The following is a 14791-nucleotide window of genomic DNA, read 5'->3' on the forward strand; positions in this document are numbered from 1 at the left end:
ATCCGGCCCCCGCAACCAATTATTGAACACCCTAACGGGTGTTTTTTTGTTTCTATTCTCCCATAAAAAAAGCGCCATTCAGCGCCTTTTTATCATCCTCTTCTCGCCAGCGTCGCCCCATCGGCAAAATACGCTTTAATTCCCGCAAGAATAGACTCCGCAACTTCCTGCTGGAAAGTCGCCGTTTTCAATTTGCGTTCTTCCTCAACGTTACTGATAAACGCCGTTTCGACCAGAATGGAAGGAATATCTGGCGCTTTCAGCACAGCAAACCCGGCCTGCTCAACCTGATTCTTATGCAGTTTGTTGATTTTCCCCAGCTTATTTAGCACGGCCTTACCAAACTTCAGGCTGTCGGCAATGGTCAACGACTGCACCATATCGAACATGGTGTGGTCGACATAGCGGTCGCCGCTTTTGCTCACACCACCAATCAAGTCCGAGGCGTTCTGGGTTTGTGCCAGATATTTTGCCGCAGTACTGGTTGCGCCTTTGGTAGAGAGCGCAAACACCGAGGAACCGCTCGGCTGGCGACTGGTAAAGGCGTCGGCATGAATAGAGACAAACAAATCAGCACGCTGTTTCTGTGCTTTTGCTACGCGCACTTGCAACGGAATGAAGATGTCTTCATTACGCGTCATGTAAACCTTCATATTGCCCTCTTTCTCGATCAGAGAGCGCAGACGGCGAGCTATTTGCAATACCACGTCTTTTTCGCGCGTTTTGTATTTCCCCACCGCGCCGGAGTCTTCGCCGCCGTGGCCAGGGTCGAGCATAATGACAATCGGACGATCGCGCCCGGCCTTGCCTGGCTGTGGGCCACTCTGCGCTGGCGGCACCTGCTTTTCGAGGTCGCCTTTGTTGTAATCTTCCAGCAGCGCCAGCAATGGGTCTTGCATGTCCTGAGCATTGGCCGGATAAAGGTCCATCACCAGACGTTCTTTAAACCCGGCGACCGGCGCGAGGGCAAACATCTGCGGTTTTACATTTTGCTTTAACTCAAAAACCATCCGCACGGTTTGCGGATCAAATTGGCCGACGCGTGCCGACTTGATGAACGGGTCGTCAGCGCGGATTTGCGCAGCCATCCCCTTGAGCACCGAGTTCAGGTTTACATCTTCGATATCCACCACCACGCGTTCAGGGTTACTCAACGCGAACTGCTTATATTTCAGCTGACGATTTGATTCTACCGTCACGCGGGTGTAGCTGGACGCAGGCCAGACGCGCACCGCCACGACCTGGCTGACCGCAGCCAGACTCACCTGGCTTACGCTCAATAGCCACATGGCGCCCGCGCCTTGCAGTAAACGACGACGGCTGATTGCAGTGTTGGATCCTGACATGCCTCTCCCGAGCAAAAGAAATCTAAGCTGTGTAACAAGTAAACGACCAATTTGACCGGAAACTTTAGCGAAAGACGCATAATCTGTCATCTATAAAACGGTAAACATTCTATTTATATTCACGGTATTACTGATAAAAAAGTCGCACTCGCATAAAATTTGCACTTGCGCACGGCGAAAAAACAGAATAAAAATACAATAATTTCGAATAATCATGCAAAGAGGTGTGCCGTGGTAAAGGAACGTAAAACCGAGCTGGTCGAGGGATTCCGCCATTCGGTTCCCTATATCAATACCCACCGGGGAAAAACGTTTGTCATCATGCTCGGCGGAGAAGCCATTGAGCATGAAAATTTCTCCAGTATTGTCAATGATATTGGGTTGTTGCACAGCCTCGGCATCCGTCTGGTGGTGGTTTATGGCGCACGTCCCCAGATCGACGCAAATCTTGCGGCACATCACCACGAGCCGCTATATCACAAGAATACGCGCGTGACCGACGCCAAAACGCTGGAGCTGGTGAAGCAGGCTGCGGGTACGTTACAACTGGATATTACCGCTCGCCTGTCAATGAGCCTCAACAACACGCCGTTGCAAGGCGCGCATATCAACGTCGTCAGTGGCAATTTTATTATTGCCCAGCCGCTGGGCGTGGATGATGGTGTGGATTACTGCCATAGCGGGCGCATCCGGCGGATTGATGAAGAAGCGATTCATCGCCAACTGGACAGCGGTGCGATTGTGCTGATGGGGCCGGTGGCGGTTTCGGTCACTGGCGAGAGCTTTAACCTGACCTCGGAAGAGATTGCCACTCAACTGGCCATCAAACTGAAAGCTGAGAAGATGATTGGTTTTTGCTCTTCACAGGGCGTCACTAATGACGACGGTGATATTGTCTCCGAACTTTTCCCTAACGAAGCGCAAGCGCGGGTAGAAGTCCAGGAAGAGAAAGGCGATTACAACTCCGGTACGGTGCGCTTTTTGCGTGGCGCAGTGAAAGCCTGCCGCAGCGGCGTGCGTCGCTGTCATTTAATCAGTTATCAGGAAGATGGCGCGCTGTTGCAAGAGTTGTTCTCACGCGACGGTATCGGTACGCAGATTGTGATGGAAAGCGCCGAGCAGATTCGTCGCGCAACAATCAACGATATTGGCGGTATTCTGGAGTTGATTCGCCCACTGGAGCAGCAAGGTATTCTGGTGCGTCGTTCTCGCGAGCAACTGGAGATGGAAATCGACAAATTCACTATTATTCAGCGCGATAACACGACTATTGCCTGCGCCGCGCTCTATCCATTCCCGGAAGAGAAGATAGGTGAAATGGCCTGTGTGGCAGTTCACCCGGATTACCGCAGTTCATCAAGGGGCGAGGTTTTGCTGGAACGCATTGCAGCCCAGGCGAAGCAGAGCGGCTTAAGCAAATTGTTTGTACTGACTACGCGCAGTATTCACTGGTTCCAGGAACGCGGATTTACCCCGGTGGATATTGATTTGCTGCCGGAGAGCAAAAAGCAGTTGTACAACTACCAGCGTAAATCAAAGGTGTTGATGGCGGATTTAGGGTAAGCGATGGAAATCGCCAGATGCGACATGCGTAACACTCGTAGGCATGATAAGACGCACATGCGTCGCATCAGGCAATCACATTTATCCCCGCGAACCAAACAACGCTGCCAGCCCGCTACGCCGCTCGGTGCGCGTAGCGATTGCCGCACTTAAAATGCGTTCATCGGCATACAATGACAAACGCCGACGCGCGCGGGTCACCGCGGTGTAAACCAGCTCTCGCGTTACTACCGGCGTGCGTTGGCTCGGTAAAATCAACGCCGCATGGTCGAACTCCGATCCCTGCGATTTATGTACTGTCATCGCCCACGTGGTTTCGTGCTCCGGCAGGCGACTCGGTTGCACCGACTTGATATTGCCATCCGGCATTGCAAACCAGACGCGCGTCCCCTGCCCGCGATCCAGAGCGACACCGATATCACCATTAAACAACCCAAGCGCACTGTCATTACGGGCAATCATCACCGGCCGGCCTTCGTACCAGCGCGAGTGCGGATGACGATGAATTTTGCGCTTCTGTTGCATAAACTGTTCAATTCGCTCATTCAGTCCTGCCACGCCAAACGGCCCTTCCCGCAGGGCGCACAAAAGCTGATACTCATTGAACGCCTGAATGATTAAATCCGGCTCGGCACGTGCCTGAAGCAGATCCAGGTAGCGTCCGTAACCCGCAAGAGCTTCCTCAAGCATCGCAATATAATCTTCGCCGCTCTGTAAAAGTCGTTTTTCGATATCAGTAAAATCCTGCTGAAAAACGGTTTTCACTGCCGTTTTATCGCCGCGATTAATAGCCGCCGCAAGCTGACCAATGCCAGAGTTGCTGCCGAAACGGTAACTCTTTTGCAGCAGGCAGAGACTATCGCGCAGTGATGCCGCTTCTGTGCCGCTTCCCGCCGGAACATGGCTTCCCGTCAGGCGGCTCAACTGCCCGGCACGCTCTGCGGTAAAGCCCGCATTGGCATAAGCACAGATATCGCCCAGCACAGCTCCAGCCTCAACGGAGGCCAGTTGATCGCGATCGCCGAGGAAGATCACTCGCGCATGATCGGGCAAGGCATCGATCAGCCGAGACATCATAGGCAGATCGATCATTGACGCTTCATCCACCACCAGCACATCAAGATGCAGCGGGTTACCCGCATGATGGCGTAAACGCTGGCTACCTGGCTGCGCGCCCAGGAGGCGGTGCAAGGTGCTGGCGTCTTCTGGTATGCGTTTCTTTTGTTCATCGGTCAGCGGTAACTGGCGCAGAGCCTTGCCGAGAGATTCTGTTAAGCGTGCGGCAGCTTTCCCCGTTGGCGCAGCCAGGCGGATACGACAGCGTTCACCGTCGGCCATCTGAATTAACGCAGCCAACAACTTCGCCACGGTCGTCGTTTTACCTGTGCCGGGGCCGCCGGAAATTACCGAAATGCGCCGCGTCAGTGCCACTGCTGCCGCCACTTTTTGCCAGTTAACTTCATCACCAGGCGGAAAGAGTTTATCCAGCGTTTGCGCCAGCAACGCTTCATCCACCTCGATGGCATGATTCACCTCATTGAAGAAGCGCGCCACCGTACGCTCGTTACACCACATGCGATTCAGATAAAGGCGATCGCCACAGAGGATCATCGGCGTTGGTTCATCTCCCCGGCTGACCGCTTGTGAAGCCAGCAAGCATTCTTCCCAATTTTGTAGCTCACCGATTTCACTGACACAGGTCGCCAACAGCAGATGCGACACCTCGTTATTTTCCAGTCGTGAAAGCGGCAAACAGACGTGTCCCTCTCCGGCATCATGACTTAGCAGTGCCGCCGCAAGGGTGACGGCAGGATGTTCATTTCCCGCCACGGTCAGGGCAAATTGCACATCCAGCGGGCGTAGCTGTTTGTGCTCCACAGCTTCCAGTAATTGCTTTTGCAATTTCATTACGCCTCCTCCAGGGTCATACCGGCAAACATCTCATCCATCAGGTCAATCAACTCGGCGTTGGGTCGGGTCGCGTAGATCCCTTGTTGCGGATGTTCTTTATCAACGCCACGCAGGAACAGATAGATAACGCCGCCAAAGTGACGATCATAGTCGTAATCAGCAATGCGATGGCGCAGATAACGGTGCAGCGCCAGGGTATAAAGCTGATATTGCAGATCATAGCGGTGTGCCTGCATCGCCGCTGCCATAGCCTGTTGGGTGTAAGCCGAACTGTCTTCACCCAACCAGTTGGATTTATAGTCGAGCAGGTAATAACGCCCTTCGTGGCGAAACACCAGGTCAATAAAACCTTTTAACATGCCACGCACCTGCATGAACTCCAACGGCGGGCAGCCTGCGGATAGCGGGTCAAACTGGCGGATTAACGTATCAAGCTGACTGGCGACAAGCGGTTTACTAATCGGAAGATAAAACTCCATCTCCACCTGTTTATTGCGGGCGGAAAGCTGACTCAGGCTTACACCAGTTTCATTGAGCGGCGCCTGAAGAATAGCGGTGATCCACTCAGTTAACACAGGTTCCCAGTGCGCTTCAAAACCGCCAAGCTCCAGTTTTTCTCGCACCCAGTTCGGGTCAACCGGCTGGGTAAAATCCAGGTCTTCAAACAAACTGTGCAAGAACGTCCCCGGTGACGCACCGCGCGGAAACTGATGTGGTGTTAACGTCGGTTCTTCAACGACGCTGGCAACGCCTGCAGCATCGACATCCAGCCGAGGCATCAGATCCTGAGCGATACCGTGACCACGCTGCTGCAAACCAGAGTAGCTGGTGACGCGCCAGTTATCGCCGGGCAATCGTTGTAACGTTCTGGCATTCAGTTCTGCAGTTAAAGCATCATTAACCTGCCAGGGTTGGTTATCACCAGTTTGTGCCGTTTGCCAGGCTATATCATCATCGCACAATGCTTCAATACAGGCGCGAAGCCCTGCCGCATCTTGCGGTTCACCTTTTTGCAGCAAGCGCCCGAGCGCACTTTGATGAACGTCGGTGTCACCTTTTTTATCGCCACGACGGCGCACCAGCGGCGCAACACCGAGACTGCAATGCCAGACCGAACGCGTGAGCGCCACGTAAAGCAAACGCAGATCTTCAGCCAGACGTTCGGCTTCAGCAAGATCTACGCTTTCTGGCGCAGCGTTAAGATCCAGAACTGCTTCAAACGAGCCTCGATCGTGATAGAACGCCTGATCCTGTACACGGAAATTGGTGATAAACGGCAGCCAGACCAGCGGATATTCCAGCCCTTTCGATTTGTGGATCGTGACGATCTGCACCAAATGTTTGTCGCTTTCGAGGCGCATTTGTTGGCTGGAGGCATTACTGTCTGGCTCAAGGATATGTTGCGATAACCAACGTACCAAAGCATGTTCACTTTCCAGCTGCGTTCCCGCTTCTTGTAGCAGTTCGCTGATATGCAAGATGTCAGTAAGACGCCGCTCGCCACCGGCCGTTGCCAGCAGGTTTTCTGCAATGTTGCGCGCCGACATCAGCGCTCGCAGCATTGGCATGACGCCGCGTTTGCGCCAGATTTGCCGATAACCATCGAACTCTTCAACCACCGCGTCCCACGCATTTTCGTCATTGTTCAGCGTTTCGATATCCAGCGCATTCAGCCCCATCATTGACGTTGCCAGCGCACTGCGCAGGGTATTCTCACGTTCGGGCGTCATCACCGCCTGCAACAACCAAAGCATTTCCTGCGCTTCCAGAGTTTCAAAAACACTGTCGCGGTTCGAAAGGTAAACGGAAGGGATTTCCAGCAACGTTAAGGCATCGCGCACCTGGGCGGCCTCCTGGCGGCTGCGCACCAGCACACTGATGTCCGAGGCACGTACCGGACGTGCATCATCGCCGTTCATCAGCAACGCTTCCCCGCGCTGCCCGGCCTGTAACCAGTCGCGGATTTGCGCGGCACATACCTGCGCCATCGTACTTTGATAATCGCCAACGCCGCAGCTTTCGCCTTCCATCAACCACATTTTCATCGCTGGCTGCGTTTCACCTTTAAATACAAAACGCAGTGCCTGATTTTTCCCGGCAGATTTCACAGGAATAAACGGTATTTCGCGAAACATGAACGCGTCATCAGTCTGGCTGAAAAGCTTGTTTACGCTGTTCACCATTCCTGGTGCGGAACGCCAGTTGGTATCTAAGGTGTAGTGCGCGTGAACTTCGCTACGCGCCTTCATATAAGTGAAGATATCCGCACCACGGAACGCATAAATGGCCTGTTTCGGATCACCAATCAGCAGCAATGCGGTTTCCGGCTGATGGTGCCAGATACGGCGAAAAATCCGGTACTGCTGCGGGTCCGTGTCCTGAAATTCGTCGATCATTGCCACCGGGAATCGCGTACGGATCGCTGTCGCCAGAGCCTCACCGCTTTCGCTACGCAGCGCGGAATCGAGCCGACTTAACATATCGTCAAAACCCAGTTCGCCACGGCGACGTTTTTCACGCGCTACCGTTTCGCGGATCTCAGCCAATGCGCGGGTGATCACCAGATCGCGGATCGACAATGGTTCTGCAATCAGTTGATCGATCGCCTCAAACAGCGGATGTCGCGGGATTTCCCCCCCGGCTTTCGTGCGATCTTCTAAGAAACGCTGAGAGAATTTTTCCAGCGACTCTGGCAACTGATAACTGTTTGTCTCTTCTTCTGCCCAGGCACTGATCTTGTCTATCCATTTAGCCTGATTGCTACGGTTAAACTTGCGTCGATCAATGCCAGAAGATTCGATCAGCGTATCCAGTTCACCCACTGCGTCGCGCCACTGCTGTTTTACCGTATCAATACGCGCCACAATTTGCGCGTGGCGGGAAGCCAGCGTTTCATCATCGGGCGGCGGTGCTTTGATAACCGGCGCTTCGCCTTGCAAATAACGATTAATATCGCGCAGTAACGCCTGCGGCCCTTTCCAGGTTTCAAAGACGACCTGAGCAATTTCACGCGGTAACGGGTAGCAATGGCGACGCCAGAAATCGGCGCAGGCCTGGTAGCGCAGTAACGATTCATCTTCAATCAGTTGCTGCTCAAACAACATGCCGGATTCAAAGGCATTCAGGTTGAGCATACGCTGGCAAAAACCGTGAATGGTAAAGACTGCCGCTTCATCCATCTGCCGTTCGGCTAACAGCAACCACTGCGCGGCCTGTGCTTTATCGTCGATCTCTTCCAGAAGGCGTGCATAAAGAGGATTGTCGGTGGTTTCACGCAAACAGGCGATGCGCAACTCGTGGATATTGCTACGGATACGACCGCGCAATTCTGCAGTGGCAGCCTCGGTAAAGGTCACCACCAGCAGTTCTTCAACGGTCAGCGGGCGGGGAAAGGCGGCAGAACCGCCTAGTCCAAGTAACAGGCGCAAATAGAGCGCCGCAATCGTAAAGGTTTTGCCTGTGCCGGCAGAGGCTTCAATCAGGCGCTCGCCCTGTAAGGGCAAGCGCAAAGGATCTAGAGTCTCGGCGACATCACTCATTCTTTTCACTCATCAGTGGCATTGTTTGCTGCAACGCGCTGACGTTCTCCCACACTTTCCAGCCTTCAGGGTGTACATATTCTGCTTTCCCATTCTGGCTGCCGGAAATCTGCGACAGGATAGCCATGCCTTGCGGCTCGACTACCGCCTGATGGAAGAAATCGGCCAGTTTTTGCGGCGTCAGCAGTTTAATCTGGGCTACGATTTTATCACGCGAATCGAAGCGCATATTGCCGCGATCGAAATCTTTACTTAACTTCGATGCTTCTTCGCCGAGCGTTTGCGGTGCCTGCAGCATCTGGGTAATTACCGCCTGCTGGATTTGCGCAAACTCTTCTGGCTTCATCGCCCGCAATTTCGCTTCTGCTATCGGGAAAAACGCCTTGTAACGCTCCCACAGGTACGATGGCTGTTTTTCGTTGCTTTGAAGCAGGAAGCCCATGCCCCACTGACGCCCTACGCTCATTGGGAACGCGAACACGGCATAGCCCAACTGTTCTTCGGTACGCAACTGATTGTAGAACCACGGCTGTACAATCTGCCCCAGCAGAGAACTATATGCTGAACTGGTGTATTCATCGTAGCCAGTCGGTACAAATACCGCTGCCAGCGCAGAGTCGGTGCTGTTACCGGCTTTTTCAAAGATGACGGATTGTTTTTTATCAACCAGTACATCTTTGTTACGACACCACTCTGAGCCATCCGCGCCCAACTGTTTTTGCACATCGCGCGCCAGCGTTGTTGCCTGAGCTTCGGTCATGTTGCCAATAACCATAAACTCTGGTCGAGCCCCTGATTTTAAGGCGTCGCGATAGGCCAGCACCTCTTTCAAGGTAATGGAAGGCAAAATTTTGCGCCTTTCATCACGCGAGAAGTAAGGCACCTGGGAGAGCATCTGCGCAGGCATAATCGCCTGCTCAAACGCTTTGCCCTTTTCTGCGGAATCCATCATCTGGTTATACCAGGATTTTGCCTGCTCAAGCTGATCTTCCGTAGCGGTATAGCTAAAGTACCCCTCGAGCAATGCCTGGAACAGCTGCGGCAGACGCTGGGTGTAACCATTGGCATTAACCATAAGGCCGTTGTTAGCATTGGTGGAAAAACTAATGCCGCCAACCGACGCCTGGTTGCTTAACTGATCAAGCGCCAGCCCTGCGAGATAATCATTGAGCGCAAACATCACCTGATTGCGGGCGCTGTCCATGGCTTTCGGATTACGCAAAATCAGGCTGACATCGGCTTTTGGCTCGCTGGCAAAATAACGGCTCGGCGCATACACCACACGCAGGTTCGATTCATCCACGATCAACTCTGGATGGTCGTATTTCTTCTCTGACTTAATCAGCGAGAAATCGTGAGGAATATAGGGGTTAAGCTCCGGTAAGGAGAGCGCAATATTGGCGGCTTTTTGCTGCCAGTCAGCGAAAGTTTGTTCGCTGATTTTATCGACCTGATAAGGCGCATCGACAAAATAAGCCGTTTTATTGTGCGGCTCTTTCGGGCTGATATACCAGATACGCGCATTCTGTGGCGTCATCATCGCCAGACGTTCTTTTACTGCTTTAGCATCATACCGATCGGCAATATTGACCGCGTCCAACGTATGCGCCACAGGAACGCGAATCATGGTGTCCGCCAGCCATTCGACGTAATCCATATCACGGGTGATTGACGGATAACGGAAGTCGATATCCAGCACATTCGCCAGTTCATCGAAGTATTGTTTATCAATGCCTTTTTCACGTAACAGATTGAGATAGCTAAAAATTGCCGCCACAACCTGATCGCGATTCGCCAGGCCTTTATCGGTTAAAGACGCAGAGATCGCTAAAACGCCGCTGTTGCCGTTGACGATAGGATCGGAGTTGGCGCTAATGCCCTCAACTAATCCCTGTTTTTGCAGCCAGTCAGAAAGTGTACCTGGGCTGCGATTGCCAATCAGATAGGTAATCAATTCATCGGTTTTACTACGGAATTTCGCCGAGTTGTTATCAATACGAAACTCGACGCGCAGCACTTTACGCGGCAACGCCGGAACATAATGAATGATAATGCCCTTTTGCGCGTCGGTGACTACCGGTACGGTGATTTCCGGTTTTTTGCTCTCTTTGTCCGGCACGCGACCAAAAGTGTCCGCCGCCATTTTTGCCAACTCCGGCAACGGTTTATTACTGTAAATAACCGCCTTCATCAGATTGGCGGAATAGTACTTCTCGTGGAAATCTTTCAGCGCCTGCTGCACCGGATTACCGGGTTTGTCGCTTAAGGTTTCCAGGTTACCGCCAGAAAACTTTGAACCAGGGTGCGCCGGGTTGATCGTTTCTGCGCTGACCTGCGCCATGCGCATCCCGTCACGTGTGCGTGCCATAGTCAGTTCGGCGTTCACCGCATTACGCTCACGTTCGGCATATTTCTTGTCGAGCAAGGGTTCAGCGATAGCATCGGCCAGGCGGTCTACCGCACCAGGCAAGGCGTCGTTCTCAACTTCCAGATAGAAAGCCGTGCGATACGGCGCGGTGCTGGCATTGTGACTGCCGCCGTGCATTTTGAGGTATTCAGCCAGACTGTCAGCCTGCGGGTACTTTTTCGATCCCATCAGACTCATATGTTCAAGGTAATGCGCCAGCCCCTGATAAGCCTCAGGATCTTCCAGCGACCCAACGGGCACTACCAGCGCCGAAAGCGATTTAATCGCTTGCGGGTCAGAAACCAGCAATACCACCATACCGTTATCCAGACGTATAGCCTGATACTGGCGGTTATCTTTATCGCTTTTACGGATGGTTTCCTGAATCGGCTGCCATCCAGTTTCTGCCTGACTTAAGGGTGCCCAAAGGGCAACAAACAACAATAATGCTTTGAACCAGGTGCTGCGGGGCATTCACGGACCTCATTATCAACTTTATTTTCCACCCAGATTCAACACGTTAATGAAAATCATCTGGCAGGACTTAATCTTGTGCTGCACGAGTCAGCCTATGTCTATATAACCATCAGTCCGTGACTGATGCGCATCATAAAGTAAGCAAATGAATTGCGCAATTTTTATACAACACTCATGACTGATTAAAGCGAAACAGCGGTAACAGGAAACGTTGCGACTGTTCAATGATGGCTTCCATTGTCTCTGGCGTTAATTGCCGCCATAGCCGTTGATACCAGATATCATCACCTTCGCCACGCACCATCATGTTGCCTTCGTAAGCCTGAAGGAATTTCGAACGAGCTTTTTGCAACGTGGATTCGTCGTCCAGCATGGCATCGTTTTCTGCGTCATAACAGGTTTTTAGCCATGCACCGCCACTTTCAGGTAACACCAGCAATGGCGCGGACATACCTTCACGATACCCTTCAATCAGCTGTGAGAGGTAATGCAAAGCCTGTTCGGCAGCAAGCGGCGGAAAACGCCACTCGCCGTCTTTGCGTAGAAAAAGGCGACTTTCACCATTACCACCGCTGGCACAGTAGACAAGGTGTTCCAGCCAAAGTTGCATTCCCTGCGCCACACTTAATAAAGAGGGACGCCAGCGCAACAGGCCATCTGACTGGACCTGCGGCAACCAGCCCGTTATTTGCACGCCGTTACAGGCGAGATCGATTTCCATGCTCTGACCCGGCTGACGGCAGGCAATGACTCTGTCTGCAAGCTGCTGCATCTCCTGGCACTGTGTTTCCCAGAAAATTTCACCAAAGGCACCATACGGCAAATCACCTGCCGCCCGGAATCGGCGGAACAAGCGTTCGGCATCATCCTGCTCAACCAGTGCATTTAATAACTGCTGGTTGATTTGATAACGACTAAGCCCTTCAAGAATAAAAGGTTCGGTGTCGGGAATTTCGCTGTCTTCGGTACGGAAGTTCACCTGCAAACGCATCTGGAAAAACGCCCGCACCGGATGCGCCCAGAATCGTTGTAGCGTTTCCAACGGCACGGTTTCCGGCAAGGTAAACGGTAGCGGCTGAACAAATTCAGAATGTGCCTTACCTGCCTGGCTGGCCGCGGGTAGCCACTCGCGCGCATAGCTTTGTAAGTTACCGGGCTGGTAGTTTTGCGGGTCAAACGGCATCCGGGTATGGTGGCAAGTAAGATGCGCTTTTACCCTTGCCTCGCTTTCATCACAGTTAAGCGCTTCATCGCCCGGTAGATAATGGCTTTGCCCGATGTAGTCGATCAGTTCCTGCACCAGAACTGACGGGAATCGTTCACTGTTATCCTGAATAGAGCGGCCGATATAGCTGATATAGAGTTTTTGTTGCGCGGAAATTAACGCTTCCAGGAACAGATAGCGGTCATCATCGCGACGGCTACGGTCACCGCGCTTCGGTTTCTGACTCATCAGGTCAAAGCCTAATGGTGCAAGCTGGCGCGGGTAAACGCCGTCGTTCATTCCCAGCAGGCAAACCACTTTGAACGGAATTGAACGCATCGGCATCAGAGTACAAATGTTAACTGGCCCCGCGAGAAAACGCTGGCTGATACGTTCCTGATCCAGGCGTTGTGCCAGTTCATCACGCAATAAAGATAGCGGCACTGCGTCGCCATACTGCGCACCTAAACCTTCAGCGATAATCGCCTGCCATTGTTGCTCAATAAGCGTCATCGCCGCTTCGGTTTCCGCATCCGGCAGGAAGAAGGCATTGAGCATATCGCGGCAAACCGGCAGCCACTCCTCAAGCGGGCGCTCCTGCGCCAGCCCGCGACGCCAGATGTTTAGCTGCATTAGCAGTGACGCCAGGTGTCCTACCAGCTCTGCAATCAGGCCGCTCGATTCATCGTAAGGTAGAACCGATTGCCATTCCCCCTGAGCACTTTCCATCGCGTAGCCCAGCAACATGCGCGTCAGGCCAAATCGCCAGGTGTGTTGTCCGGTGGCGGGGAGTTCCAGCTCACGAACGTTATCGTCATCTATGCCCCAACGAATGCCGGATTCGTTGACCCACTGGCGCAAGTAACGCAGCCCTTCTTCGGTAATGTCAAACCGCGCCGCCAGCACCGGCACATCCAGTAATGCCAGCACATCCTCCGACACAAAGCGGCTGTCCGGCAACGATAACAGGCTGATAAACGCTTCCAGTACCGGATGCGACTGCCGCGCCCGACGGTCGGAAATGGCATATGGCAGATACCGATCCGCTGGCGCACTGCCAAACACGGCCTGAATAAACGGACTGTAGCTGTCGATGTCGGCCACCATCACGATGATATCTCGCGGAGTAAGTGTCGGATCTTCCTCCAGCATCGCCAGTAAGCGATCGTGCAAAACTTCAACTTCACGCTGCGGGCTATGGCAAACGTGGAAGGTGATACTGCTATCCTGCGGGTCAAGCGGGCGTTTGTTATCGCTACGGGAAAACTCTTCGATGTTCACACCAGCAACGGCGTGGTTTTCCAGTTCCAGAATGTCGGACTGTATGTTATGCAGCAGGTTATCTGGCGTAACATCGACAAAAGCGTCCAGCTCCTGGCTGCTCTCCAGGTCAGAAAGGAGATAGATGTAGTCGCGCCCCAACTTACCCCAGGAGGCCAGTAGCGGGTTGCCGACATCCTGTTCACCGTCGCTGTTAAAGAGCTGTCCGGCATTTTCGCTATCGCGAAATAGCGGCAATTCGCAATCTTCAAAACTGTGTCGACGCTGGCGGGTCAGCAGTTTCGCCAGATAAGCAGGATCTTTAATATCGCCCCAGTAATAACGGCAAGGGTTGGTAAACAGGAGATGGATTTCAATATGTTTACCCAGCGCCTGTAGCGCCTGGAGATAAACAGGCGGTAACGCGGAAATACCGCATATAAAGACGCGCGAAGGTAAGCCGGGTGGGCAGGTCGTCGCAGACTCCAGTGTTTCGATAAAGCGTTGATAGAGATTGGCACGGTGCCAGCGCGGTTGCCCGAGTTCATGGGTATATTCCACCAGCACCTTCCACAACGGCGCTTGCCAGGCCTGCGCTTCTCCCAGCCCTTCAACCAGATGCCCGGCTTCCCACTGCGCCAGCCAGTCCGGGCGATAGACCAGATATTGGTCAAACAGGTCCGCCGCTTTTGAGGAAAGCTGAAACAGTTTTCGCTTGTCGCTATCGTCAGTCAGGTAATGACGCAATAGTGTAAAATCTTCGCGATCCAGCAGTTGCGGCAGCAGAGTCATCAGTTTCCAGCTCATACTCCGCTTGTTAAAGGCGCTCTCTTTGGGGATCTCTGGTAATACCCGAACAAACATATCCCAGATAAAGCTCGCAGGCAGCGGAAAATCAATGTTTGCCGCAATGCCGAATTTCTGCGACAGGGTCATTTGCAGCCACTGCGCCATACCGGTACTTTGCACCAGAATCATTTCTGGCTCGAAAGGATCGTCCAGCCGTTCGCGTTCGACAATAAACTCCATCAACGCTTCCAGTACGTCCAGACGATTGGAATGGTAGACCCTTAACATAGCGGCT

Annotated in this window: 6 protein-coding genes; 1 reads left to right on the plus strand and 5 read right to left on the minus strand. The window is 52.9% G+C overall.

Features of this window, described 5'->3' with window-relative positions; genetic code table 11:
• Window positions 1-92: 92 nt before the first annotated feature.
• Window positions 93-1346 (minus strand): N-acetylmuramoyl-L-alanine amidase AmiC, encoded by a 1254-nt coding sequence (gene amiC, locus FEK43_RS00005; RefSeq protein WP_044189882.1) that lies wholly within the window; start codon window positions 1344-1346, stop codon window positions 93-95.
• A gap of 231 nt (window positions 1347-1577) precedes the next feature.
• Between amiC and argA the strand changes: the two genes are divergently transcribed.
• Window positions 1578-2909 carry an amino-acid N-acetyltransferase gene (gene argA / locus FEK43_RS00010; protein ID WP_130207716.1) on the plus strand — a complete coding sequence of 444 codons (1332 nt, stop codon included), beginning with the start codon at window positions 1578-1580 and terminating at the stop codon, window positions 2907-2909.
• Window positions 2910-2990: 81 nt separating this feature from the next.
• On the opposite strand, the gene recD is transcribed toward argA, so the two are convergent.
• The 4 genes from recD to recC form a co-directional block, all read right to left on the minus strand.
• Window positions 2991-4817, minus strand: a complete 1827-nt coding sequence (gene recD, locus FEK43_RS00015) for an exodeoxyribonuclease V subunit alpha (protein ID WP_135407715.1) — start codon at window positions 4815-4817, stop codon at window positions 2991-2993.
• Complete coding sequence (recB, locus tag FEK43_RS00020) at window positions 4817-8359, minus strand: exodeoxyribonuclease V subunit beta (protein WP_135407718.1); 3543 nt, start codon at window positions 8357-8359, stop codon at window positions 4817-4819. Before recB ends, recD begins: the two co-directional genes overlap by 1 nt.
• Window positions 8352-11240, minus strand: a complete 2889-nt coding sequence (gene ptrA / locus FEK43_RS00025) for a pitrilysin (protein WP_138158377.1) — start codon at window positions 11238-11240, stop codon at window positions 8352-8354. The genes recB and ptrA overlap by 8 nt, the downstream gene beginning before the upstream one ends.
• Before the next feature lie 175 nt (window positions 11241-11415).
• Window positions 11416-14784, minus strand: coding sequence for an exodeoxyribonuclease V subunit gamma (gene recC / locus FEK43_RS00030; RefSeq protein WP_135407721.1), 3369 nt, complete (start codon window positions 14782-14784; stop codon window positions 11416-11418).
• Between the last annotated feature and the right edge of the window lie 7 nt (window positions 14785-14791).

The sequence above is a fragment of the Escherichia sp. E2562 genome (genome assembly GCF_005781075.1).
Lineage (GTDB): Bacteria > Pseudomonadota > Gammaproteobacteria > Enterobacterales > Enterobacteriaceae > Escherichia.

Coding starts and splice junctions, on each gene's coding strand:
- amiC (WP_044189882.1), bottom strand. CDS start 1,346: ATGTCAGGATCCAACACTGCAATCAGCCGTCGTCGTTTACTGCAAGGC.
- recD (WP_135407715.1), bottom strand. CDS start 4,817: ATGAAATTGCAAAAGCAATTACTGGAAGCTGTGGAGCACAAACAGCTA.
- recB (WP_135407718.1), bottom strand. CDS start 8,359: ATGAGTGATGTCGCCGAGACTCTAGATCCTTTGCGCTTGCCCTTACAG.
- ptrA (WP_138158377.1), bottom strand. CDS start 11,240: ATGCCCCGCAGCACCTGGTTCAAAGCATTATTGTTGTTTGTTGCCCTT.
- recC (WP_135407721.1), bottom strand. CDS start 14,784: ATGTTAAGGGTCTACCATTCCAATCGTCTGGACGTACTGGAAGCGTTG.